This is a genomic window from Deltaproteobacteria bacterium (genome assembly GCA_015233135.1).
Taxonomy (GTDB): domain Bacteria; phylum UBA10199; class UBA10199; order JADFYH01; family JADFYH01; genus JADFYH01.
Genome location: JADFYH010000006.1, coordinates 14,954 through 39,007, shown reverse-complemented (window position 1 = coordinate 39,007; position 24,054 = coordinate 14,954). Strand labels below are relative to the sequence as shown.

The following is a 24,054-nucleotide window of genomic DNA, read 5'->3' as shown; positions in this document are numbered from 1 at the left end:
AAATATATTGTAAATTTATAAAATGCAATTTTTTTAAAAAAATGGCACCCCTCTTGCTTTTATTTTTATGTATGCTCACCAAAAAAAGCCAAGAACAAGATTACGTCTGTCTTCAATTCGAAGACTTATATTCCGCTGCGAATGACTTGCAGACTTTAGCTCAATCGAGTGAGTTAATGAGTTGCGGGGGGATGAACTTGCCGGCTCAGTATGAAAGTCTTCCCTTGAAAAACAGCACGCAAATTTTGACCTTGCCCACCCATTTTTCAAAATCCAAAATTTTAAAGAATTGGTCCTTCTACGAAGACTTACAAAATCCAGTTTCTTCCTCATCAGAAGATTCAGAAGAAGAACCTATCGAGATAGGTTCTAGCATTTTGGTGAAAAAATATGTGAGGGATTGTCCGCAGTGAACTCCACACGAATCACTTTTCTTCCAGCAGCAAAGCCGACCAGCCTTTTCTATTCCTTCTCTCTATGAGTTTCCAGTCGGGAGCATAGGCCTTCAAGAGAGGCGCACAGTCTCTATAAAGCAGGCCGCTGACAATCAGTTGTCCATTTTTCTTGAGGTGTTTCGCAAGGTCCATTTTCAGGGCAATCAATACAGGCAGGAGGATATTGGCAACAACGATATCAAATTTCTTCCCTTTGGTTTTCGAAAGAGAGAGGGCGAATTGAATATTCTTGATGCCATTGAGTGTGCAGTTTTCTTGCGAAACTTCCAGTGCAACAGGATCATTATCAATGGCCCAGATATTCTTCACTCCCAGCTTTGCAGCAGTCATAGCCAGCAAACTACTGCCACAGCCCATATCTAAGAGTTCCCTCTCCTTTGAAATGACTTTCCATAATAATTCCGCTGCCAACTGTGTGGTCGGATGCCCGCCTGTTCCAAAGGCCAGGCCAGCCTTCAGGTAGAGCGTGTTTTCTTGAATGGGACGATTTTTTTTCTCTTGAGGATCAATCCAAAGTAAAGGTTGCACATCCTTTTTTAAAAAAACAAAGGGATTGAGATGCTTCTGATAGGCCTTTTCCCAGGATCTGTCTTTGGATGTTTTGATTTTTAATGCTTGAAAAAGTATTTTTCCTTTTAAATCTTTTTGTGTCCGCAGGCGGGAGATCAATGATTTGATATTAATATTTGGGGGCAGTTCTGCATGACAGAAAATCTTTCCACGCAGATTTTTTTGTTGCAGGGTGAAAATGTTTTCCTGGTAGAGTTTCCCCAGGGCCAGGTCAAGATTGGTTTTGGAAATAAGGGTTTCTAGGGTTTTGTCTGGTTTCATACAAATTTTGTAACCACTCAGTTACCAAGCTTTACAAATAAGCCAACCAGTCTTTGTCCCTATTGTTTTTACCCTTCACGAGTTCAAAATAAATTTTCTGAACTTTTTGAGTGATAGGGCCCGGTTTTCCTGGCCCCACCTGACGATGATCCACCTCGCGTACAGGGGTGATTTCTGCCGCAGTCCCCGTCAGGAACAGTTCATCGGCAATGTAGAGTTCATCGCGAGTCATCCAGGCCTCTTTGACCTCAATTCCTTCTTCTGCCAATAATTGAATCAAGCTGTTTCGAGTAATCCCGTTGAGGGCGTTGGTTGTGGGCGGGGTTTTAATCTTTCCATTTTTCACCACAAAAATATTTTCACCGCTGGCTTCGGAGACAAAACCCTGAGGGTCCAGCATGATGGTTTCTTCATAACCCGCCAGCACGGCCTCACGCTTGGCCAAAATAGAATTCACATAGTTGGCGACGGCCTTTGATTTGGTCATGGTCACATTGATATGGTGACGAGTATAGCTGGAGATCTTGGTAGAAATTCCATTCTTCATGCCCTCATCTCCCAGATAGGCCCCCCAAGGCCAGGCGATGATGGCGATTCGCACTGTGTTTCCTGTCGCATAAAGACCCATTTCTCCATCTCCCAAAAAAACCAGAGGACGCAAATAACCTGCCTTGAGTTTGTTGACTCTGAAAATTTCTTTGCAGGCCTCTAGCACTTCACTTTTTGGAAAAGGAATTTTCATCAATAAGATGTGGGCAGAGTCGTAAAGCCGGTCGATGTGTTCTTCCAATTTGAAAATGGCCGATTTCCCGTCGTCCGTTTCATAACAACGAATACCTTCAAAGACGCCCATGCCATAATGCAAGGTATGGGTGAGGACATGAACATTTGCCTCGTCCCAATTGATCATTTTCCCATCGAGCCAGATTTTGGATTGTTTTTGTACGGGGGGCATAAATAATAACTCCAAGAAATCTCATTTATAATAATTTTAGAAAATATTCTAAATCGGTTTTTGCCTGTTTAAGTATATGCGATAACGTAGAACGCTTAATAGGGCGATGTGCAGGGACAGTAAGTTTAAGCGTTTCGTCTTGATGATGTTTTTGCAAGCGAATATGACTTCCTTTTTGACGAACGACAACCCAAGAGTCACGTTTGAATGCATTGATTACTTTATCAAAATTCAAGCTGGGAACTTTACTCATACAGCGATCTCAAGATATTCTACTTTTTGACTATAAACTGCATCATCTTCTACTTCTTCTAAATATAGGGATATAGCCTCCTGAATATTTTTTAAGGCTTCCTCCCGACTATTTCCTTCACTGATACATCCAGGTAAAGCAGGGACCCAAATAGTGAAGCCCCCTTCGTCGCTAGGTTCTAAAACAATTTTTAATTTCATAAGTACATCCTTATCTCTCGTAAAGTTTCTTTAAATTTTCTTTAAAAGGTGCGCTCACCACTCCACGCTCTGTAATGATTCCGGTGACTAAATCATTTGGAGTCACATCAAAAGCTGGATTTCTCACTTTAACATTTTCGGGTGCTGTGCGTTGCTCAAAAAAATTTGTTACTTCATCCGCAGGTCTTTCTTCAATAGGAATTTCGGCGCCGCTCTGCATTTCCCAATCAAGGGTTGAGAAAGGTGCAGCGACATAAAAAGGGATGTGGTGGGTTTTAGCCGCAAGCGCCACCGAATAAGTCCCAATTTTATTGGCAAAATCGCCATTGGCTACAATACGATCGGCTCCCACGATGACTTTCTGAATCAAGCCCTGACGCATCAGAGAGGCTGCAGCCACATCGGGAATCAAAGTCACCTCCACATTGTTCTTCATCAGCTCCCAAGCAGTCAGTCTTGCGCCTTGAAGAAAGGGGCGCGTTTCATCCGCAAACATCCTGATTTTTTTTCCTCTTCGATACGCTTCGTAGATGGGCGAGAGGGCAGTGCCTTGTCCCGCCGTTGCCAGAGCGCCTGCGTTGCAGTGAGTAAGCACCGTATCTCCATCCTCAAAAAGTTTTTCTCCCTGTTCACCGATTTTTTTACAAAGCGAGACGTCTTCTTCAAAAATATTCAAGGCTTCTTGAACCAGAACTTGTTTTACTTTTTCCTGATTGAAATCTTTGGCATTCAGATAAATCTGCTGCATGCGCTTTACGCCCCAGGCCAGATTCACCGCTGTGGGCCGGGTGGAGATGAGAATGTTGCAGATTTTATTCATTTTGATAATGAAGTCTTCCTGAGTTTTGGCATCCACCCCCAAGGCTCCCAGGGCCACCCCCATGGCTCCGGCAACACCAATAGCCGGCGCACCGCGTACCACCATGTTTTTAATGGCGGAGGCCAAGGCTTTGTAGTCGGAATACTCCATATAAATTTCTTCACGGGGAAGTTTGCGTTGGTCGATGAGAACTACCTTGTCGTTTTTCCAGGCGATGGTTTTGAAATTCATGGGACTCCTAATTGGATTTATTTTTTTGATAAATCACATCACCGCTTTTGCGCAATGCTTTTATCATGATTTTTAGGCATTATTTTTCACTTGGTTTTACTTTTCTTAATACTTCCATACAAAAAAAATTGAAAAAAAATCCTCAAGTATTTTTTTGATCTTCCGTTCTTTAGTATGCCGGGCTGTAAAACCACAAGAAAGGGGGAAAATATGGGAATAGGCATAAATAGCAACGATGCACTTCGGTCGCTCGGACAGTTGGGGCAAATCGGTAAAAAGCTAGAGAAGAGCAATGAAAAACTTTCTAGCGGAAACCGTATTAACCAGGCCTATGACGATGTGGTGGGTTTGCTCAGGGCAGAAAGTTTAACTTCTTCTATCAATGAATCTCAGATCAATCAAAGTATGAATGAGCAGGCTCAAGGGGCCTTGGGGGTATCCGAAGGAGGCTTGTTTCAAAATTTGGAACAGCTTCAGAATTTAAGGGATCTTGCGGTTCAGGCTTCGGATAGCTCTGTGGATTCAGGTTCCAGACAAGTGATCGTGGGGCAAGCCAATGACAATTTGGCAGCCATGGGATCGGCGGCTCCTTCAATCGATCTCAGCTCGAGCACAGAAGCAAAAAACTCGATTGGCTCTCTGGATTTGGCCATTGAGCATATTGCCTCACAACTTGCGGCGTCTGGATCGGAATCCCAAGCTCTGGAAGCAGATTCTCGAGCCAATCAGACGGCGCAGGAAAATCTATCTCAAGCGCGTTCGTCGATTCAAGATACTGAATTTGCATCCGAAGCATCCAATAATATGACGCTGCAAGTAAATAGAGCCTTGGTCCTAAAGGTATTGCAGAGGACTAATGAACAAAAAAAATCGCTCTTGAATTTGATTGCCTGAAGTGCTCAATTGACGAACGTTGCTGACTGCTGGCAACTCCCATTAAGCTGGGCCAGAAGATCGCGTCCAGAAATCCTGGCAGGATTTCTGGGTGAGGAAAGTCCGGACACCAAAGGGTACGATGCAGGTTAACGACCTGGCGTTGTGAGGCGACGGAAAGTGCAACAGAAAGTATGTATGGTTCCGATTGCAAAATCGGAATGCGTAGTGAAATCCGGTAAACCCCATCGGGTGCAAGACCAAGTAGTCCACGAGTCTCCCGACTAGTCGAGAGTACTTCGCTACCCGCGGAGTGAATTCCATGAAAAGCTATAGCCTCATGGAGTTTGCGTGGAGGGTAGGTCGCTTGAGCCTTGGAGTAATTCAAGGCCTAGAGAAATGATCTTCCCTTGCAAACAAGGACAGAATCCGGCTTATCGGCCCAGCTTAGTGGAAGTTGCTAGTGGACAGTTGTCAGCTGCCAGTAAGGATTTATTCCAGGGGGACATACAAAATTCTCATACAGGAAGGGCAGTTGATAATTTCCAAGCATTTCTGAAGTTCAATATACATTTGCGGAGGTAAATGGACGTTGCATTCTTCGCAAGTACCGGCCCTTACAGGAGCCACTGCAGGGCGTCTGCGAGAGAGTACGCGTTCATAGCGTTCGATGAGTGGCCTCTCCACTGCATTCAATAGTTGTTTTTTTGTGTTTTCTGCTTCTTCCAGTTCCTTGCGATGTGAAACGCGTTCCTCTTCCAATCGGCTACTCATGTTTTTAACACCACTACTCAACTCAGTCAGCTCTGCTTCAAGAGGGGCGAGTTCCTGCTTTAGTTTTTCGATTTCTTCCATCAGCAGCAGTCTCTGCTTTTCGCGCTCGATGTTCGTGCGTTTTCCATCGGAGATCTCTTTGCTGGCAGCTTGATATTCTTTGGTGGTTTTAATTTCGAAGATGCGAGTTTCTTTAATTTTTATTTTTTCTTGATCCTCTTGAAAAAGGCGGCCCAGTTCGTTGTTTTTGGATTCCAGTTCTTGAAAATTTTGTTTTTTTTGCTCGAATTTTTTTTGCAGTGTTCCTAGCAACTGAGTTTTCTGGGTCAGTTCATCAGGGGGGGATTCAATCAGATCTTTGAGCTGGAAAATTCTGGATTCTAGATCAGAAAAACCTGCAAGTTTTAGTAAACTTTCCCTTAAGGAAAGAGTGTTGTCGCTCATAAAAGTCCTCTGATTTTTTCATCTAAATTTACAATGCGCCCACCAGGATTTGAACCTGGGACAGCCCGGTTATGAGCCGGGAGCTCTAACCAGCTGAGCTATAGGCGCCAGTGTCGGCTTCCCAAAAAAGTCATCTGCTGCGTTGGTCCTCGATCGCGATCCTCACGTAGCGTCTGCTACGCTCCGGTCGCTCACTGCGGTCCGTCTTGCAGCTGAGCTTTTTTGAAAAGCCTCCTTTAATAATTGCTTAATACTATGAACCTAATTGCCTAAAGAAAATTTCTACAACGCGGCGCAAAGTGTCGGCTTTCCTTTTCTACCAATCTACAAAAGTTTTCAACTTCTTCGCTCGTGAAGGATGTCTCAGTTTTCTTAAAGCCTTCGCTTCAATCTGACGAATACGTTCACGGGTGACCTGAAAATCGCGGCCCACTTCTTCTAAGGTGTGATCGGAGCGTTCTCCAATGCCAAAGCGCATGCGCAGTACTTTTTCTTCGCGCGGGGTTAGGGTAGAAAGCACACCGGCGGTAGTGTCGGCCAGGCTCATATTTACCACAGCATCCGACGGATTTAAGATCGATTTGTCTTCGATGAAATCCCCTAAATGAGAATCTTCTTCTTCACCAATGGGGGTTTCCAAGGAAATGGGTTCTTTGGCAATTTTTAAGACCTTACGCACCTTCTCCAGCGGCATTTCCATCTTCTCTGCAATTTCTTCCGGAGAAGGCTCGCGCCCGAGTTCCTGCACCAGGTAACGCGAGGTGCGCACCAGTTTGTTGATCGTTTCGATCATGTGCACGGGAATACGAATCGTGCGGGCCTGATCGGCAATAGCGCGGGTAATGGCCTGGCGAATCCACCAGGTGGCATAAGTCGAAAATTTGTAGCCGCGCTGATATTCAAATTTGTCGACGGCCTTCATGAGGCCAATATTCCCTTCCTGGATAAGGTCCAAAAATTGAAGCCCGCGGTTGGTATATTTCTTTGCAATGCTTACCACCAGGCGCAGGTTGGCTTCCACCAGCTCGGATTTTGCAATGTCCGCGAGAAATTCTTCCTTCTTGATCTCTTTATAAACGTTGCCCAGGGAAAGTGCCGAATGTCCGTATTCGCTCTCCAGCGTTTTAATTTTTTTATCGCTGGCGGCGATATTTTTTAGAGTGTCATTGATGCTCTCTTTGGAGATCTTGGATTCGCGCATCAACTTTTTAAAGGCATATTCACTGCGTTTCACCACCTTCATTTTTTCACGAATTTCTTCGGGTTTGATTTTAAGCTGATGTGCATAGTTGTGAATAATTCTTTCTTCGGCGGCGATCAGTTCTACCACTTCTTTCAGCTTTTCTGTGATTTTATCAAGGCTGCGTCGATTTAAGCGAATTTCTTTGATGCACTCCAGCATGGCCCCTTGCGATTTTTTCAGGGCCTCCCGATTTTTGTCGAGGGCTTTTCCGCCTTCTTTGAGAGCCGCCACTTTTTTGGCAAATTTTTGGTGATTTTGAGAAAGGAGTTTGAACTTTTGCAGCAATTTCAGAATGCGAACGCGATGAACGGTTTCATCAAATTCCTCTTCGCTGGTGTTCACGTCTTCCAAATCTTTGATAATTTCGGTAAGGTGGATTTTGCCTTTTTTAATTTGTTCGGCCAGGTCTATGATTTCCTTGATGCCGATGGGGGAAGTGAGCAGTTTGTCTAAAACGGCATCCTCATGCACTTCAATTTTTTTGGCGATTTCTACTTCACCTTCACGAGTTAGCAAAGGCACTGCTCCCATTTTACGCAGATACATGCGAACGGGATCGGTCGATTTAGAGTAAGCTTCAGTGGCAGCGGCTACGGCAGCCGCAGCGGCTTCTTCTTCTGCCTCGGCCTCTTCTTCTTGTTGCTCTTTATTGGCAGCGGTTTCCGCCTCTGTGGGGGGCAGCGAGGGAGAGCCCTTCTTTTTGACGTTGCTCTTGGGCTTTACATCTTCTTCGCTTTCCACCACTTCGATGTCTAAATCGTCAAACATCGAAAGCACATCGTCAATTTCGTTGGCATTTGTGAGGTCTTCAGGAAGGAGGTCGTTCACTTCTTCATAGGTGACAAAGCCTTTCTCTTTCGCAATATCAATAAGTTGCTGAACTTCTTTTGGTTTTTCTCTTTGCATAGGAACTCCGGCAGAAAATGAATTCTCCCTGCTAAGGGAGAACGCGAGTAGGTGCAAGTAAAATTTGTGTTTTATATCCTTTAATCAGGCTTTGATATCATCGATTGCTTTCAAAATAAGTTGCTTGTTATTTACCAAGTTTGGCAAATCTTCAAAGTGTTGATTCAGCTCGGCTTCCTGGATCTGTTGCGAAATAAAGGTGAGTTTTTCTTTGAGTCGGCTTTTTTTCATTTTATAGATACAATCCAGGGCTACCTGAGAGGCCGTATCTGCTACCTGTTCACTTTGTAAAACACTCAAGCCTTGAATCAGTTTTTTCAGGTTTTCGTCGCTGCAACGTTCTAAAAGCTGATCGGCAGACAGATTATCTAACGTTGCATCCTTCCATAAAAAATCTGCCAATTGCCGGTAGAGGCCTTCTTCGAAGCACTCCACTTGAATCAGCCGCTTTAAGCTATTTCGCAGGGTGACAAAATTGAGATAGATTTCGAAAAAAGTTTGTTCCACACTTATTTTAGAAGATAAGAGCTGGCTGCCTTTGATTGCTTTGACAACGCTGATCTTTTTGAGGCCCAGCTCTTCGAAGATCCAATCTTGGGGTAAGGCCCATTTTTCGGACAAATATTGAATGTGCAGATTGCGTTCGATGGAACTTTTTAATTTTTGAAGATAAGGGCCCAACTCTTTTAGAGCCCTGGCCTTTCCTTCCGGGCTATTGCTGCCCACTTTAAAGAGCGTCTTGTCGATCACCACGCGCAATAAATTCTTCAAATCTCTGAGGCGGGCTTGAAAGGCTTCTGCACCTTGTTTGCGCAAAAAACTGTCCGGATCTTCTCCTTCTGGCAAAAGAACTACCTTGGGAGAAAGCCCCTGATCCAGACAAAGCCCCAGGCTTCTTTCAGCAGCCTTCCAACCGGCGGTATCGCCATCAAAAAGTAAGATAATTTCTTCGCTATGGCGTTTGATTAAATTCACCTGCCTCGAAGTAAGCGCGGTTCCCAAAGGGGCTACACTTTCTTGAAAACCAAATTGGTGCAGGGTGAGCACATCTAAATATCCTTCTACAACAATTACCCGTTTGTTTTTGCGGATGGCCTCTTTGGCGAGCTGCAGCCCGAATAAATTGGCGCTTTTATCGTAGATGGGGGATTCAGAGCTGTTAATGTACTTGGCTGGACTGGTATCTCCAGGAAGAATACGCCCCCCCAGACCAATGGCCTTTTGATCGCTATTAAAAATGGGAAAGATCACCCGATGTCGAAAGGCCTCGTAGAGACCATGATGGCCTTCTTTTAAAATACCCACTTTACATGCTGCTTCTAAAGGGATATTTTTGCTCTCGTAAAGCTGCAACAATTCTTTGGTTTGATCCCCACAATAGCCCAGACGAAAATTTTCAATCTGCTTTTGCTCCACTCCCCGATCGCTTAAATAAGCCCGCGCCTTTTCTGCCTCAGGTGATTTAAGCAGCTGCTGATGATAATGCCAGGCCGCCAGGCGATTGGCCTGGTAAAGGTGTTCCTTGTTTTCAAAAGGCTTAGCTTTTTGATGGGGATCTTTATCTTCTAAGTTAATTCCCGCTCTTTCGGCTAATTTTTCGACGGCCTCCGGAAAATTCAGATGCTCGGTTTTCATCAGAAAACCAAAAATATCTCCTCCCTCATGACAACCAAAACAGTGAAAAATCTGCTTGGCGGGGCTCACTATAAAAGAGGCTGTTTTTTCAGAATGAAAAAGGCAGGCCCCCTTGTAATTGGCCCCGGCCTTTTTGAGAGGCAGATATTGAGAGATAAGATCCACAATGTCGAGCTGATTTTTAATGGATTCAAGATGGGTGGAAGAAAAGTTTTTCACGAAATAGGCTTAAATCATGAAGCGGGAAGGCTGGCAAGGGGCTTAAAGTCGCAAAGGATGTCATCCCATCCGATTTTTTAATGCAGCCCCTCTAAAAGTTCATCATGAAATTTTACAAAAAAATCTTGAACTTGTTCCCAAGCCAAGTTCGGTAAAAAGATGGAGGGGGCCTTCGGAATGCTTTGAATATATTGGATTTGATGAGCAAGAATCAGGGGGTCTAATCCCGCATCTTTTTTTTGCCCAAGTTCCATCAGTTGAGCAGGAGATAAATTGATTGCGGGTAAAAGGTAATAAAGATCCAGATAATCTTTGATTTCATTTCTCTGAATCAAACAGCCCAATTTATTGGCCACCAAGTCAGGAAGGCTATCGAGCCATACGGACCCGAATTGGATTTTTTCTCCCAAACTGATAGGAATATCCAAAACCAAATCTATTTTAATGGGAGCTTTATTTTCTCGGGTGAGAAGAAATTCTGAAAAATCGGGTAAACTTCTTCGTGTACTCAGTTTCCCAAAAGGAAAAAAATCTTCACGCATCAAAAGGCGTCGAGCATCCCTAAAGAGTTCGGGGTCTGGTGTAAAAATATCCATATCAATGGACGTTCGATGGCCAAAATAATATTCGGCAATACAGGTTCCTCCTGTAAGATAAAGACCCTTCCAATTTCGTTCCCCAAAAAAATCTTCAATACAAGCCTGCAGATCTTTATCGAGCACGTGATGATTTTTGATGGAAATATTCAAGGGCATGCTCCCAAGGTTTGAGAATGACAGGGCGTAATTTTGCCTGTTTTAACATTTGTTCCACTTGAGGCCAGCGAAATAAAGAGAGTATTTCTACAGAAGATAACCTCTCAAACAAACGTGAAATGGCCCAAGTATATTCTGTATCCTGAGGATCTTGGAGTATCGAAGCAAATATTTCATTGGTCATGTTGGGATGATCCCAAAACAAACCCCGTGCCTTGAAATCAAATCGTAAAAGAGTGTTTTTTATTCCTAAAAATACCATAGATGCCGAAAGGGTATTTTAAATAGGAGGGGCTGTCTAGTTGGATTTCGCGTGAAGTGAACAAAAAAAGCCTCCTTTTCAGGAGGCCTTTTTGCGCTAATAATCGCGCCTTACTTTCTTCATGGAGCGTTTGCGTGCGGCGGCTTCTTTTTTCTTTTTCTTCACGCTGGGTTTTTCGTAGTGTTCGCGTTTGCGAAGTTCCGAAACAATCCCCGCTTTCTCACACTGTTTTTTGAATCGACGAACCGCTGCTTCAAACGACTCGCCTTCTTTAATTCGTATTCCTGGCATTTAAAATCAACTCCTCTCGGGTGCAATTGAAGTGGGGGCATTGATTCCTACTTAGGCTGCCACCAAAGTCAGTAAAAATTTTGAAGCGCTGTTAAAACTCATTTTAGCAGAGAGTGTCAAGGAAAGGGTTTAACCCACCATTCCCCCACCCAACTGCTTCCCCCCCAAAATATGCAGATGTAGATGAAACACGGTTTGGCCGCCTTGGGCGTTGGTGTTGATGACACAGCGGTAACCGCTTTGGTCAATTTTTTGTTCCTTCACTATTTTTTGAACCACGCCGTACATTTTGGAGATCAAGCCAAGATTATCTTTTTCCACGCTATTCAGAGTCGGGCAATGCTGTTTGGGAATCACCAAGATATGGATAGGCGCCTGGGGGGAAATATCGTGAAAGGCGAGGATTTCCTCGTCTTCGTAGGCGAGTTTGCAGGGGATTTCTTTTTGGATAATTTTGCAGAAGATGCAGGGCATAAGATAAAACCCAATCCTTTATTTCCCCCTCTTAAGCTAAGACGGGGAAATTGTGAGAACAATTTCGGGGGCGTTATGGCAGTTGCATCCAATTGGACCATAACTCCTCCCACCCTCCTCTTAGCTTAAGAGGAGGAGTTTTGGAAAATTACTTCTTATATACCTTTTCTTCCTCAAACACTTTTTCACCCACGGTTTCTACGCTCTCTTTTTGCAGATCAATTCTACTAAAGAAACAGCTTCGATATCCGGTGTGACAGGCAGCCACATTTTGTTTGATTTTGACGAGCAGGACATCCTTGTCGCAATCAAAATAGACTTCTTTGACTTCCTGAGTGTGGCCCGAGCTTTCGCCTTTTACCCACATTTTATTTCGGGATCTGGAATAAAAATTGGCCAAGCCGGAAGTGAGGGTTTTTTCTACCGCTTCAGAGTTCATGAAGGCGAACATCAATATCTCGCCATTTTCTGCATCTTGCATGATGGCGGGAATAAGGCCTTTGTCGTCGAACTTGAGTTGCTGGATAATTTCTTTAAAAGACATAAATACGCTCCGTTGTCGGGGACTGCCACGTCACTTTATTTCTCGCAATATTAAATTCAGCTTTTCCAAAAACAAAGCCCTCTTAATCTCTTTCACTCCAAATTTCTGCAGATGTGGATTGAGCACTTGAACGTCCATCCAGGTGAAGCCAAGAGAAGCAAGATAGTTTACCGTTTGTAACATTACAAATTGGGAAGCAAACGATTCCCGATAAAACATGCTTTCACCCGCAAAATAGTTCGCTATTTTTACACCATATAAGCCGCCCACCAGCTTGTCTGCTGCATTGTAGGCCTCAAAGCTGATGGCGTATCCCGCCTCATGAAGTTTGGAGTAGGCCTCCACCATTTCGGGAAGTATCCAGGTGCCTTCTCCCTTTTTACGATTTTTACTTCGGGCACAGGCCTCGACGACTGCTTTAAAATTGGTATTCACGCGAAATTCGAAAGCGGTTTTTTTCAGATATTGTTTTAAGCGTTTGGGGAAATGAAATTCACTGAACTCCAAAATGGCACGCTTGGGGGGCGAAAACCAGAGCAAAAATCCGTCGCTGCTGGGCCAGGGGAAAATCCCATGCTGATAAGCACTCAGTAGAGTTTCCAGTTCAAGGTTTCCTCCCATGGCCAGCAAACCATCTCGGGCAGCCCATTCCACAGGGGGAAATTCAATTTTTTTGGAGGGCTCCATAGTTTTTCATTTCAGGAAAAAATTTAGACCATAAAGCGACTACCGCAAGAGTTCCAATTCCGCCTAATAGTACGGAGGGGATCACCCCAAACCAGGCAGCGGTTGCGCCGGATTCAAATTCTCCGAGCTCATTGGAGGCATTAATAAAAATCAAATTTACGGCGCTCACTCTTCCCCTCATTTGGGCAGGGGTTTCGGTTTGTACCAGTACACCCCGAATGACTACGCTGATCATATCTGAGGCACCCAAAGAAAAAAGACAAAAAAGGGATAAATAAAAATGGGTGGAGAGGGCAAACAGAATCGTAAAAAATCCAAACAATCCGACCGCCACAAATAAACTCTTTCCCGCTTTTTGAATAGGCTCTCTAAAGGCCAAAAAAAGAGACATCGAGGCCGCTCCCAATGCCGGTGCTGCGCGGAGGAAACCCAAACCCTGGGGGCCAATCTTTAAAATATCGTTTGCAAAAATGGGAATTAAAGCCACGGCACCACCGAGCAGAACGGCGAACAAATCCAGGCTGAGAATGCCGAGTAAAATCTTTTTCTGCCAGATAAAATGTAAGCCCGCAAAAACAGTAGACCAGGAAAGTTTTTCTTTTGCGGTATCGAGCTTTTTTGCCTTCACTCCTATCGCGAGTAAAAAGGAGAGTAGTCTTAAAACTAAAATTGCTTGAAAACAAAGTCGGGGACTATAAGTGGTCGCGTATAAAAATCCTGCGGCTACTGGAGAAAGGATGAAGGCCATTTGCATGGCCCAGGCATTCCAGGTGACTGCCTGGGCGAAGCTTTGTTCGGGAATCAGCTGAGTCAGTAAAGATTGCCCGGAAGGTCCATCAAAAGTACTGGCTGCCCCCATTATAAATAGAAGGATGTAGATGAATGAAAGAGGACTAAAACCTTGAAGATAAAAAACATAAATGAGCCCCATAATCAGAAACTGCAGCAGGCGACAAATGACAATGATATCTCGACGATTGTACTGATCAGCCACATGCCCTGCCAGGAGGGTAAAAAGAATCTTTGGCAAAAAAAGTGAAAGCCCCAGATATCCCAAATGGAGAGGATTGTGAGTTCTTTCATACAAATACTGACCCAAGGCGACGGCAATCATCTGGTTTCCACATAGAGCCAGGAAACGAGCAGAGAGATAATAGAGGAAGGAGGGGGATTGAAAGAGGCTATTTTTCATGGCAGATTCAAAGGAAAAACAGGAAAAGGCTCAAACCCAATCCCACCGCCAGGCTCGCCCATTCATTGGGAACAAAATAGCTGTAGGCCATCAGTGCTACCCCCAACAACATGTGCCGACCACTGGCCTTTGCCTTGCCATAACGCCAGGCGGAAATTCCGACGATACTAAAAATGAGGCTGATGAAAACGGAGCCCAGACTTAAGTTCATTTCCCCATTCTAAGCGAAATTCTTCCCTATGAACAGTCCTAATGAGGATGTCCCCCTTCACCATGTACATGGCCATGGGTCAATTCCTCCTGACTTGCAGGTCGAATATCGATAAGTTCCACATCAAAGGTCAAATCCACACCTGCCAAGGGATGATTCGCATCCAGCTCTACATAGCCTTCATTTACCGAGATCACTTTGAAAGGCATGCTGTGCTCATCTTCACTGTTTTGAAATTCATCCCCCACCACTACATCTGGAGGAAATTTGTCTCGAGGAACACTGATGACGAATTTGTTGTCTCTTTCGCCATAGGCCTCGGCGGCTTTTACCAACACCTTCTTTTTATCTCCTGTCTGCAATGAAAGAAGCTCTTTTTCCAGACCTGGAATAATCTGCTGGGAGCCCTCGATAAAGGCCAAAGGGCTATGTCCCTTTGAGGAATCCAATACTTCTCCGTCGTTATTGGTGAGTTGATAGTGGAAGGAAATAACACGTTTAGACATACAAAGCCTTTCTTAGAGATTAAGTCGGGCTGCTAAAGCTTTTTTTCCAAAATTGATCAAGGGGAATTGTTTGGATTGCGGCACAGTAAAGAAATGTCCTTCTTGCTATTCTACATTCACATTGACTGTCCCTGAGGATCTCCCAAACTCATTAGTGACATAAAGGGTGTAGGTAGCCGATGAGCTTGGATGGATGCTTATCGAAGAACCCCGAACGGGGCCGATATCGGGAGTGATAATGGCTGTGGATGCATTTGAGACATTCCAGTTCAAGGTAACGCTAGCTCCCCTCACGATGCTTGCGGGGTTGGCTGAAAAAGAGTTGAGGATTGGGGCATTTCCGGTTGGTGCATTTGCACGAGTGTATTCTGTGCTGTGTGCTACCACTTCAAAAGCAGATCCTGGGACATTTAAGAGTTGTGCAATTCCCCCTAAGGACTCCTCTTCAATCCAACGTGCGTCTTGGGTTCCAGAAATCAGGAAATCACTTCCTGTATCAGCAACAATCATTCCATATTTAGCAAGGGTTCTCAGGATGACCTGATTTTGAGGGCTGAAATCGGACAAATGACTTTGTAGATAGCTCGATTTCAATCGAAAACGCATTCCCATTTTTGCTGAATGCGCAGTGGGATCATTTCCACCGCCGGGATGAGAGGCGGGGGGAATAAAGGCCTCTAAAGTTCTACTGACAGTGACCCGAATGGCATGCCCCATATCTCCGTTAGAGGCGATGGCATTTTGTACTTCATCGTAACGCACTAATCCTGCAAAAACCGAAAGACCGGCCTGATCCGCTGAGGTCCAAGTCCAGGGCCTTTTGGTATTGTCTTGCAGATCCCAAAGCGTTACTTGATCTGCAGTCCAGGACGACCTATTGTTTACAGCATGATAAATTTCATAAAGCCAATAGTTGTCTTTATCAATTAGTAGGACATGGTGATCATTTCCTCCCTCAATGTGAGTGCTGCTGGGAAGGGGAGCTGGAATGGGGATTCTATCGGTGGAATTGTTGGGACCAGGATCACTCTCCTCTGGATATCCATTTTCACCAATAGTGATGTTTGTCATGGAAGTCGATGAACTAGAAACAACGTCGTAGGGAATTCCTATGGGGTTTCCCAGAAAAAGGCTTGAACCGAAATCGGGTTGAAGATTTAAAGTGCCCCCGTTATCTGCAGTCACATCCGCGATAATATTATCGGAATCTGCATCTACAGAAGCGTTTGATATGTTGGTATACCAGTCATTGCTCGAAAGAAAGGGGTGATAAGCTCCCAAATCGGGTGGGGCACCATTGCTCCAGGAGCTTGCAACCGAACTTAAATTTCCCTGAGTCGTTCCTGATCCGCCACTGCCTTCTCCATTGACTGAACCCCCACTGCCGTTTGAGCCCCCACTGCTGTTGCCAGTGCTGTCGGTTGTTTGGTTGCGGCTGTCACTATTTGTTGAATTGGAACCGCTGCAGGCAAGATAGGCTGAAAAAGAAAGCATGAAACAGAAAGAGAGAAAGATCGCGACGTTACTCTTCTTATTAAATTTCATTTCATGCTCCTGAAGGTTTTAAATCTTCGTCAGACGCCACCTACTGAATGACCTAACGGAATATATTTTGTAAGATTAAGTAAAAAAGTATCAAAGCCTGTAGAAAAAATACGCATCTTATAGCGTTTTTCCCCACCTTATTTTTTTCACAAGTTCTGTCCTATCCAAATAATCGTTTCATTTCATTAGCTTGTTTTCAGATCTAGGTTTGGCAGGGAATATGCTACCTTGCTTAGTCAGAGAGTATGCAATGCAAACCTAGAAAAGGAGAATAAAATGAAACGCTTAATACTCAGTACATTTGCTTTGGCGGCCTTACTCTTGGTGAGTATCCCCTCCAAAAACTCAGAAGCTCATGCTTCATTTTCTTTCAGCCTGGGTTTTCCCGCACCAGTTTATGCCTATGCGGAACCAAGGTATGTCGAGGAACAGCCAGAATATCATCCCCATTATGCAAGACACGAGTACAGGAGACATCGATGGGAAAGAGAAGAGAAGCATCCTCGTTATTGGCATGAACGTTTTCACACAAGATGGTAGGTTTGACTTCGAAACTAATCTCATGGATGTCATCTTAGAAAAGCAGGGAGGATGACATCCGTTTGTTTAGGCCCTTATGCGCATTCGGGTTCCGAAACGCAGACTCAAATAGATTTCTTGTGGATCAATATTTTTTGGAAAATAAACCCCGCTGACTTTCGCATCACGCATACTGGCACCCTCCAGGTCTGCTTGTGAAAGATCCAGCCCCCTCAGATCGCTCAAGCGGAGGTAAGTATTTCTCAAGTTTGCTTTTTTAAAATGGCAACCTCTCAAATCTCGAGCCCGAATATTTGCATTTGAAAGATCTACTTCACCCCCTCGAGAATCAATTAAGTTGTTCAGTTCAATAAACTTATCATCTATCAATAAATTTAATGCAATTTCATCGGCCATAACCCTCCTCCTTTCCAAAAATAAGCGTTTCTTTTTGACTTCGATCCCATTTTTTTATCTCAGCTTCTCGCTTTAAAGCCCCTGATTTTGTGAGATGCCTTTCCTGATACAACAATTGTCCAAACTTGAAAGCGCGTACAAATTTTGACCCTTTACCACTCCGATGGGCCCTCATTCTTTTCTCAATGTCCGTCGTGTAACCTATGTAATAGGGGCCTTTGGCAGTTTCCAAAATGTAGACGAAATGATTTTGCATGGTCAAGCCAGTGGCAAATTTTAGAAGAATGGCTAGGGAAGTCAAGCAAGGCTTTAATTCAACCCATATTCCTTCCGTTTTCTCCACAGCGTCACCGGAGTAATCCCTAAAATCTCAGCGGCTTTTTCCAAATTACTTTCCTGGGATAAAATATATTCAATGTGTCTGCGATCCAGCTGTTCCAAGCTGATGAGGCCATGCTCCTGTTTTTTGTTTTCCACTTTTTTCTTGAGCAGGGCATCCGGCAGATCTTCCATTTTAATTTTTCGCTGGGCAGATAAGATCACCAGGCGTTCCAAAACATTGTGCAGTTCGCGAATATTTCCAGGCCAGGAATAATCCTGAAAGGCCTTCAGGATTTCTGCGGAGAGAAGGGGTTTGTCTTTTAAAATCCCGCGTTTTTTAAACTCCTCAAAAAAGTGTTCGATAAAAACCGGCAGGTCTTCCATGCGATATCGAAGGGGAACCAAATGAGATTCAAAAATATTCAGTCGATAATAGAGATCTTCTCGAAATTTACCTTGGGAGACTTCTTCTGCTAAGTCCTTGTTAGTCGCGACGAGCACACGCGTGTCGACCTTGATTTCCTCGTTACTTCCTACCGCTTCAAAGACTTTATCCTGCAGAAAGCGAAGGAGTTTGGCTTGCGCGTTGGGAGACAGATCGCCAATTTCATCCAGAAACAAAGTGCCTTCGCTGGCGATTTCAAATTTCCCTTTTTTATCTTGAAGGGCTCCTGTGAAAGAACCTTTTTTGTGACCAAAAAGTTCAGACTCTACGAGAGACTCGGTCAAAGTGGTGCAATAAACTGTCACAAAAGGTTTATGGGCTCGAGGAGAATAATGATGGATCAATTTGGCGAGCTCACTTTTCCCCGTTCCACTTTCTCCCAACAGAAGAATGGTACAATCGCTGGGGGCAAGTTTGCGAATGAACTCTTCGAGTCGAGTACTGGCGGGAGAAGTAAAACCAGAAAAATAATCTCTTTTGAGGCTTTCTTGTTTGAGGCTTTCGTTTTCTTTTTTGAGTTCCAGAAAGCTGCGTATTTTTTGCGTAAGATGCTGCAAATGTGCTTGGGTGAAGGGCTTGGGAAGATAATCAAAGGCCCCTTCTTTGATGACCGTGATCGCATTTTCAATGGAGGAATAGGCCGTCATCACTACCATGAGTAAAGCCGGCGTAAGTATTTTTGCTTTTTGGATTAAATCCAGGCCTGTTTTTTCTCCCAAGCGAAAGTCAGTGAGCATCCAATCGAAAGTCTGAGTCTTAAGCAGTTGAATCGCTTCATCGACAGAGGCAGCACTGCTCACCTCAAAGCCATTTTCTTTCAGACTGAGGCTTAAGGTTTGGCGGATATTTTTGTCATCGTCTACGAGGAGGACGGAGTAAGAATTGCTCATAAATTTATTTTCTCTAACCCAAAACTGGAAGTTCTATCCTAAAAATTGCCCCTGTAGGTTGTCTGTTCTGATATTCGATTTTTCCTCCATGGGCCTCTACCACTTCTTTGGCAATGGTTAAACCAATTCCCAAAAAGCCGCGCGTATTCTGTTTGTTTTTAGAATCCTGATAATAAGGTTCAAAAATATTTTTTTCGGCTTGAGCGGAGATGCCAGGGCCTTCATCGGCTACTTCCAGGCAAACCTTTTGATTTTTCAGGGAAAGGGAAACTTGTATCGTGGTTCCGCTATCCGAAACACGAATGGCATTGGAGAGTAAATTGGATATGCCCCAGGGAAATTTTATTTTATCGACATTCACCCAGATTTTTTCTGTGGCTTCTAATAATTGAAGCTGGATGTTTTTATCCTTTGCTAAAACACGAAAGGGCTTGATCCACTCTTGCAGCGCTTCATTGAGGCAGAGATTTTCCAAATTTAATTTGAGGTAAGAAGTCTCTCGTTGTCCCACTTGAATAAAATCATTGGCAATGGCCCGAATTCGAGAGATGTCTTCATTCATGGTCTCAACCAGCGTTTGAGAATCTGCATCCAGCTTTTCTTTGCGATTCATCAGCAGTTCTCCTGCCATGCCCAAAGATTGAAGAGGAGTTTTGATTTCGTGAGAAAGCACAGAAATAAATTCTTCCTTCAAACGCTGCATCCCCAGTTTTTGAGTGACATCGTGAAGCAAATAAAGAGAACCAATAGGGTGATTTTGATCGTCATAAATTTTACGAAATCGCGCTGCAAAAACTATTTTGATTCCCTCGATATTGAGTTCGATAGAATTTTGAGTAGTAAGTTCGGGGCTCAAAAAATTTCGAAGACGAAGATAATTTTCGTGAAGACTCGGTAAATCCCTCCAGGAATTGTAGATAATGCTTTCACTTTCCATTCCGAAGAGCAGGGCAAAACCTTCGTTGCAAAGCACCACTTTTTCTTCATTGTTAAGCACCAGGATACCATCTTCCACGGAAGAGAGAATGGTTTCCAGCTGATTCCTCTGGGCTACCAGTTGCTGGAGATTGAGTTTATTCAACTGGCTGAGTTGATCCCAGAGGTCGAGGAGTTGTTTGTTTAAAATTGAAAGTTCCAGGGTATTGGCTTCAGGAAGTTTCAAGGGCTTGACCAGACTGGGTTTGCTTCGCAAAATTTCAGCAATGTTTTTAATGGGCTGGGCAAGTCGAAACGAAAGTTGATCTGCCCAATAAATAGTGAGTAAGACCGTTAGTAAGAAAAATGCCAAAGAGCCGTAAAAAATTTTCTGACTCAAAATTCGACTCTGAGAAGCCAGAGAAAACATTCCTTTTTCATTCACCTCAACCACCTGATTGAGATAAACCAGCATTTGATGGAAATCTTCCACAGAAGTGAAGGTTGTTTTTTCTTTATTTGAATTCCAGAGAGATCGAATTTGCAGGGCAATTTCTTTTTCTCCAGGCTCCGTAATGTTTTCTTCTTCTGAGGAAAGGGCATTTTCAAACTGATCCTTCCAGGGCTGAGGATCTTTTTGTAAATATTCTTCCGGATGTCTGAGCGCGACCCAGGCTTCTCGCATTTGCTGGGCCGCGGCGATCGAATCATAATTTACACGAATTAATTTTGGGGTCATCCCACTGGTAACAAAAACAGCAGAGACTAAAATAAAACCCAGAGTAATAAAACTGAAGATGACCCACAAAAAACTGCGTAAAATTCTAAGGCGTAAAGGGGGGTAATAAGAGGTGGAAATATTGGGCATAAGTTTTTTATTTTTCATTCACCGTACTCAAAATGTGCACATCAATCCCCACCGAATCGTGGAGAAAATCTAAAAGGACTGAGCCACGCAGTCTTTCCTGCAAGGGAGATAAACGGGATTTTCCAAACACCGCGTGGTACACGTTATTTTCTTGGGCAAACTGCACCAGTGCTTGGGAGACGGTATTCGATTTGAGGGTCACCACTTCTGCTCCCAGGCTTAAGGCAAGCTTTAAATTTTCCTGAATTTTTCGCTGCAAGCCAGAATCGATGGTCGTGGGGGCTTCCTTGCTGTTTTGCACATAGACCACATAAAGCTTTGAAGAAAGATAAGAAGCAATGCGTGCGCCTTTTCGGATCAGCTCTTCTGCGTTAGAGGGATTGGAACTCAGGGCTACCATGATAGCTTCTTGAGTGAGGGCGGCATCCTCTCCCTGAACGAGTTCTCCCTCTCGAATCTTTCGCACTTGATCTCCAGCCGCTTCCCGTAAAGAAATTTCTCGAAGCACAGAAAGATTGCGATGGGAAAAAAAATTAAGCATGGCCTTTTCAGCCATTTCCTTGGAATAAATTTTCCCCAGGCGTAAACGTTCCCGAAGTTCTTCGGTGGTCACATCCACATTAATCACTTGATGGGCCTTTTGAAGAATGGAGTCGGGCAAGCGTTCCCGGATAGGCACTTTTGTGACAGATTCAATTCTGTCTGCAACCGATTCGAGATGTTGAACATTGAGGGTGCTGATCACATCGATATCTTGGTCTAAAATTTCCAAAACATCCTGATAGCGTTTTTCATTTTTAGAACCTGGGATATTTGTATGCGCCAGTTCATCGATGAGTACGACTTGGGGTTTTCGTTCCAGAATGATTTCAACATCCATTTCCGAATAGGTTTGATTGCTGATTTTTAAAGTTTGAGTGGGAAGAATTTCAAGATCTTTGATTTGATCCATCGTGTCTTGCCGCGCATGGGGTTCTAAATAGCCAATGACTACATCCAGGCCTGCCTTTTTGAGCTGATGACCCTTTTGCAGCATCGCATAGGTTTTTCCTACACCAGCCGCATAGCCCAAATAAACTGTCAGAAGACCTTTATTTTTTTTTTGGACGAGTTGTTCAAATTTATTCATGAGTTTGATTCCATTCCCTCTATTTTGAGAAGCAAGCTTCGTACCAAAACATAGCATTTCATCACTGACGATAATCAAGGCATTTACTGACTTCCATCATAACAGCTAGCTATTTCTATGCTAGTGATAAGCTTACAAATTGTAAGCATGCTCTTTAATAATTTAATGTTTTTAAATTCTGACCCCTCTTCATTGTTAATTTTTTTTACTTATTCACTGGTTATGAAAGTATAAATTTTGGCACAAGACATGCTACCCATCCGGGTGGAAGAGGTGATGTATGACTCCCAATCAAATTGCTAATGGAATCTGTTGTGTTTTTGTAATGGGGGTCTCTTTGTATCTTTATAGAAATTTAGAACGAAGAAGAATGTTACTCCTCATGGCAGGGGTGAAAATTAAGGAGTGGAGATTTATGATTGATTATCTTTTGTTTTTTCTTTCCATCGCGGTGTTGGCTTATTTGTGTTTAACTCTATTAATCCCTGAAAAATTTTAGGAAGGAAGCTCCTCATGTCTTCAAGAGATTTCATTCAACTTTTTCTTTTTCTGGGTATTCTCATTCTTAGTGCAAAACCTTTGGGGATCTACCTGGAAAGCGTGTACACGGGGTCTAGACATTTTCTTACTCCTCTTCTTGGAGGGGTGGAAAAACTGGTCTATAGGCTGGCTGGCGTTGATCCTGAAGAAGACCAAAACTGGAAAACCTATACGCTGCACTTGTTGGTTTTTAGTTTTTTTACCTGTCTTTTGACCTTTCTGATTCTACTTTTTCAACACAAGCTTCCTCTTAATCCTCAAGGGCTGCCAGGTCTCAGCTGGCATCTGGCCTTAAATACCGCGGTGAGTTTTACCACTAACACCAATTGGCAAGCCTATGGCGGCGAGAGCACGATGAGCTATTTTTCTCAGATGGTGGGGCTCACGTTTCATAATTTTATTTCCGCTGCAGTAGGAATGGCAGCGGCAGTGGCTCTTATTCGTGGTATTGCCCGAAAACAGGCCAAGGGAATTGGAAACTTTTGGGCCGATTTGGTGCGCGCTAATCTTTATATCTTGCTTCCTATCAGTTTTATCTTTGCGATCTTTCTGGTGTCGCAGGGAATGATTCAAAATTTCTATGCCTATACCGAGGCCACGACGCTCGAAGGCCTGAAACAAACCATTGCGCAAGGTCCGGTGGCTTCCCAAGTGGCCATCAAGATGTTGGGAACCAACGGTGGGGGCTTCTTTAATGCCAATGCGGCTCATCCTTTTGAAAATCCTACCCCGCTTTCCAATTTCATTCAGATGCTCTCCATCTTTTTGATTCCCTCTGCCCTCGTTTATCTTCTGGGAAGAATGACAGGAAATAAAAAGCATGCCTGGGCTGTGTGGGCGACGATGGCGATTATTTTTATCGCAGGCGGTTTAATTTGCGCAAAGGCGGAATATGCCGGTAGCTCAGTGCTTCATCAGGCAGGGCTTGCTTCTGCTGCGAATATGGAGGGCAAGGAAGTTCGCTTCGGCGTGTTTAATTCTGCCTTGTTCGCAACCATCACCACCGATGCCTCTTGTGGAGCGGTCAACTCGATGCACGACAGCTTCACCCCCATTGGCGGGATTGTCCCGCTCGTCAATATTCTATTTGGGGAAATCATCTTTGGAGGAGTAGGCGCCGGATTGTATGGAATGCTGCTCTTCATCCTCCTCACTATTTTTATCACAGGCCTCATGGTCGGGCGAACCCCGGAATATCTGGGCAAGAAGATAGAAGCGTCTGAAGTGAAACTCGTGATGATTGCGGTGATCCTCATGGCCCTCTCCATCTTGTCCTTCACCGCCTATGCGGCCATCAGTCCTTTGGGTCTTGCCGGTCTCAACAACTCGGGCCCTCATGGCCTTTCAGAAATTTTCTATGCCTATGCTTCCGCGACTGGAAATAATGGATCCGCCTTTGCGGGGCTTACGGCCAGTACTCCTTTTTATGATGTTACGCTCGCAATCGCTATGTTGATCGGTCGCTTTGGGATGATGATTCCCGTGCTTGCTTTGGCTGGATCTTTAGTCCGTAAAAAAATCCATCCCGGGGGAGAGGCCGCATTTCCAGTGCATGGCTGGCTTTTTGTGGCGATCTTGATTGGAATTATTATTTTAGTGGGGGCCTTAACTTTCTTTCCTGTTCTCACTTTGAGTCCCATTGTTGAGCATTTGGAAATGGGGAGAGGAAGTTTGTTTTAATGTATTCCCCCTCTTAAGCTAAGA

28 protein-coding genes, 1 tRNA gene and 1 other RNA gene are annotated in these 24,054 nt (G+C 44.1%); 6 read left to right on the top strand and 24 right to left on the bottom strand.

Annotated elements, in window-relative coordinates; genetic code table 11:
- Positions 1–71 precede the first annotated feature (71 nt).
- On the top strand, positions 72–413 hold the full coding sequence (locus HQM15_03030; protein MBF0491732.1) for a hypothetical protein: 342 nt from the start codon (positions 72–74) through the stop codon (positions 411–413).
- A 12-nt stretch (positions 414–425) separates the two neighbouring features.
- On the opposite strand, the gene HQM15_03025 is transcribed toward HQM15_03030, so the two are convergent.
- Genes HQM15_03025 through mtnA form a run of 5 tightly spaced genes read right to left on the bottom strand, consistent with a single transcriptional unit; the run spans position 426 to position 3,745 of the window.
- Complete coding sequence (locus tag HQM15_03025; protein ID MBF0491731.1) at positions 426–1,286, bottom strand: 50S ribosomal protein L11 methyltransferase; 861 nt, start codon at positions 1,284–1,286, stop codon at positions 426–428.
- A 31-nt stretch (positions 1,287–1,317) separates the two neighbouring features.
- The gene (gene ilvE / locus HQM15_03020; protein ID MBF0491730.1) at positions 1,318–2,241 is read right to left on the bottom strand and encodes a branched-chain-amino-acid transaminase; all 924 of its coding nucleotides are present in this window, start codon (positions 2,239–2,241) and stop codon (positions 1,318–1,320) included.
- A 25-nt stretch (positions 2,242–2,266) separates the two neighbouring features.
- Positions 2,267–2,494 carry a type II toxin-antitoxin system HicA family toxin gene (locus HQM15_03015; protein ID MBF0491729.1) on the bottom strand — a complete coding sequence of 76 codons (228 nt, stop codon included), beginning with the start codon at positions 2,492–2,494 and terminating at the stop codon, positions 2,267–2,269.
- Positions 2,491–2,694: a type II toxin-antitoxin system HicB family antitoxin gene (locus HQM15_03010; protein ID MBF0491728.1), complete on the bottom strand. Its 204-nt coding sequence runs from the start codon at positions 2,692–2,694 to the stop codon at positions 2,491–2,493. Before HQM15_03010 ends, HQM15_03015 begins: the two co-directional genes overlap by 4 nt.
- Positions 2,695–2,704: 10 nt before the next feature.
- Positions 2,705–3,745, bottom strand: coding sequence for an S-methyl-5-thioribose-1-phosphate isomerase (gene mtnA, locus HQM15_03005; GenBank protein ID MBF0491727.1), 1,041 nt, complete (start codon positions 3,743–3,745; stop codon positions 2,705–2,707).
- 210 nt (positions 3,746–3,955) lie between these two features.
- Here mtnA and HQM15_03000 point away from each other — a divergent pair, with 210 nt between their 5' ends.
- Complete coding sequence (locus HQM15_03000; protein MBF0491726.1) at positions 3,956–4,639, top strand: hypothetical protein; 684 nt, start codon at positions 3,956–3,958, stop codon at positions 4,637–4,639.
- Positions 4,640–4,683: 44 nt separating this feature from the next.
- Positions 4,684–5,071, top strand: an RNA gene (rnpB, locus tag HQM15_02995) — RNase P RNA component class A.
- Positions 5,072–5,110: 39 nt separating this feature from the next.
- Here the strand turns inward: rnpB and HQM15_02990 are convergent.
- The 14 genes from HQM15_02990 to HQM15_02925 all read right to left on the bottom strand — a co-directional run bounded on the left by HQM15_02990 (position 5,111) and on the right by HQM15_02925 (position 16,306).
- The gene (locus HQM15_02990) at positions 5,111–5,836 is read right to left on the bottom strand and encodes a hypothetical protein (protein ID MBF0491725.1); all 726 of its coding nucleotides are present in this window, start codon (positions 5,834–5,836) and stop codon (positions 5,111–5,113) included.
- Positions 5,837–5,870: 34 nt separating this feature from the next.
- Positions 5,871–5,944: transfer RNA gene (locus HQM15_02985), tRNA-Ile, on the bottom strand.
- A gap of 208 nt (positions 5,945–6,152) precedes the next feature.
- Positions 6,153–7,985, bottom strand: coding sequence for an RNA polymerase sigma factor RpoD (rpoD, locus tag HQM15_02980; protein MBF0491724.1), 1,833 nt, complete (start codon positions 7,983–7,985; stop codon positions 6,153–6,155).
- 84 nt (positions 7,986–8,069) lie between these two features.
- The gene (locus HQM15_02975; protein ID MBF0491723.1) at positions 8,070–9,839 is read right to left on the bottom strand and encodes a DNA primase; all 1,770 of its coding nucleotides are present in this window, start codon (positions 9,837–9,839) and stop codon (positions 8,070–8,072) included.
- A 77-nt stretch (positions 9,840–9,916) separates the two neighbouring features.
- Entirely contained in the window at positions 9,917–10,594 is a 678-nt protein-coding gene (locus HQM15_02970; GenBank protein ID MBF0491722.1) for a nucleotidyl transferase AbiEii/AbiGii toxin family protein, read from the bottom strand.
- Positions 10,551–10,856, bottom strand: a complete 306-nt coding sequence (locus tag HQM15_02965; GenBank protein MBF0491721.1) for a hypothetical protein — start codon at positions 10,854–10,856, stop codon at positions 10,551–10,553. The genes HQM15_02970 and HQM15_02965 overlap by 44 nt, the downstream gene beginning before the upstream one ends.
- A gap of 96 nt (positions 10,857–10,952) precedes the next feature.
- Positions 10,953–11,147 carry a 30S ribosomal protein S21 gene (locus HQM15_02960; GenBank protein MBF0491720.1) on the bottom strand — a complete coding sequence of 65 codons (195 nt, stop codon included), beginning with the start codon at positions 11,145–11,147 and terminating at the stop codon, positions 10,953–10,955.
- Between the two features lie 129 nt (positions 11,148–11,276).
- Positions 11,277–11,621: a histidine triad nucleotide-binding protein gene (locus tag HQM15_02955; protein MBF0491719.1), complete on the bottom strand. Its 345-nt coding sequence runs from the start codon at positions 11,619–11,621 to the stop codon at positions 11,277–11,279.
- A 148-nt stretch (positions 11,622–11,769) separates the two neighbouring features.
- Positions 11,770–12,165, bottom strand: a complete 396-nt coding sequence (gene hisI / locus HQM15_02950; protein ID MBF0491718.1) for a phosphoribosyl-AMP cyclohydrolase — start codon at positions 12,163–12,165, stop codon at positions 11,770–11,772.
- Between the two features lie 30 nt (positions 12,166–12,195).
- The gene (locus tag HQM15_02945; protein ID MBF0491717.1) at positions 12,196–12,852 is read right to left on the bottom strand and encodes a leucyl/phenylalanyl-tRNA--protein transferase; all 657 of its coding nucleotides are present in this window, start codon (positions 12,850–12,852) and stop codon (positions 12,196–12,198) included.
- The gene (locus HQM15_02940) at positions 12,830–14,044 is read right to left on the bottom strand and encodes an MFS transporter (protein MBF0491716.1); all 1,215 of its coding nucleotides are present in this window, start codon (positions 14,042–14,044) and stop codon (positions 12,830–12,832) included. Before HQM15_02940 ends, HQM15_02945 begins: the two co-directional genes overlap by 23 nt.
- A gap of 7 nt (positions 14,045–14,051) precedes the next feature.
- Entirely contained in the window at positions 14,052–14,255 is a 204-nt protein-coding gene (locus HQM15_02935) for a hypothetical protein (GenBank protein ID MBF0491715.1), read from the bottom strand.
- Positions 14,256–14,293: 38 nt separating this feature from the next.
- On the bottom strand, positions 14,294–14,761 hold the full coding sequence (locus HQM15_02930; protein MBF0491714.1) for a peptidylprolyl isomerase: 468 nt from the start codon (positions 14,759–14,761) through the stop codon (positions 14,294–14,296).
- A gap of 105 nt (positions 14,762–14,866) precedes the next feature.
- On the bottom strand, positions 14,867–16,306 hold the full coding sequence (locus HQM15_02925) for a hypothetical protein (GenBank protein MBF0491713.1): 1,440 nt from the start codon (positions 16,304–16,306) through the stop codon (positions 14,867–14,869).
- Between the two features lie 276 nt (positions 16,307–16,582).
- On the opposite strand from HQM15_02925, the gene HQM15_02920 reads away from it, so the two are divergent.
- Entirely contained in the window at positions 16,583–16,846 is a 264-nt protein-coding gene (locus HQM15_02920) for a hypothetical protein (GenBank protein ID MBF0491712.1), read from the top strand.
- 66 nt (positions 16,847–16,912) lie between these two features.
- Here the strand turns inward: HQM15_02920 and HQM15_02915 are convergent, their stop codons facing one another.
- Genes HQM15_02915 through HQM15_02895 form a run of 5 tightly spaced genes read right to left on the bottom strand, consistent with a single transcriptional unit; the run spans position 16,913 to position 21,810 of the window.
- Positions 16,913–17,242, bottom strand: coding sequence for a pentapeptide repeat-containing protein (locus HQM15_02915; GenBank protein ID MBF0491711.1), 330 nt, complete (start codon positions 17,240–17,242; stop codon positions 16,913–16,915).
- Positions 17,232–17,498: a GIY-YIG nuclease family protein gene (locus HQM15_02910; protein ID MBF0491710.1), complete on the bottom strand. Its 267-nt coding sequence runs from the start codon at positions 17,496–17,498 to the stop codon at positions 17,232–17,234. The genes HQM15_02915 and HQM15_02910 overlap by 11 nt, the downstream gene beginning before the upstream one ends.
- Positions 17,499–17,551: 53 nt before the next feature.
- A complete protein-coding gene (locus HQM15_02905; protein MBF0491709.1) occupies positions 17,552–18,898 on the bottom strand; it encodes a sigma-54-dependent Fis family transcriptional regulator in 1,347 nt (448 codons plus the stop codon).
- A 13-nt stretch (positions 18,899–18,911) separates the two neighbouring features.
- Complete coding sequence (locus HQM15_02900; GenBank protein ID MBF0491708.1) at positions 18,912–20,699, bottom strand: PAS domain S-box protein; 1,788 nt, start codon at positions 20,697–20,699, stop codon at positions 18,912–18,914.
- Entirely contained in the window at positions 20,689–21,810 is a 1,122-nt protein-coding gene (locus HQM15_02895; GenBank protein MBF0491707.1) for a universal stress protein, read from the bottom strand. The genes HQM15_02900 and HQM15_02895 overlap by 11 nt, the downstream gene beginning before the upstream one ends.
- A 280-nt stretch (positions 21,811–22,090) precedes the next feature.
- Between HQM15_02895 and HQM15_02890 the strand changes: the two genes are divergently transcribed.
- Together HQM15_02890 and kdpA are read left to right on the top strand one after the other, a co-directional pair.
- Positions 22,091–22,309, top strand: coding sequence for a hypothetical protein (locus tag HQM15_02890; GenBank protein MBF0491706.1), 219 nt, complete (start codon positions 22,091–22,093; stop codon positions 22,307–22,309).
- A gap of 14 nt (positions 22,310–22,323) precedes the next feature.
- Positions 22,324–24,030 (top strand): potassium-transporting ATPase subunit KdpA, encoded by a 1,707-nt coding sequence (gene kdpA / locus HQM15_02885; GenBank protein ID MBF0491705.1) that lies wholly within the window; start codon positions 22,324–22,326, stop codon positions 24,028–24,030.
- The last annotated feature ends 24 nt before the right edge of the window (positions 24,031–24,054 follow it).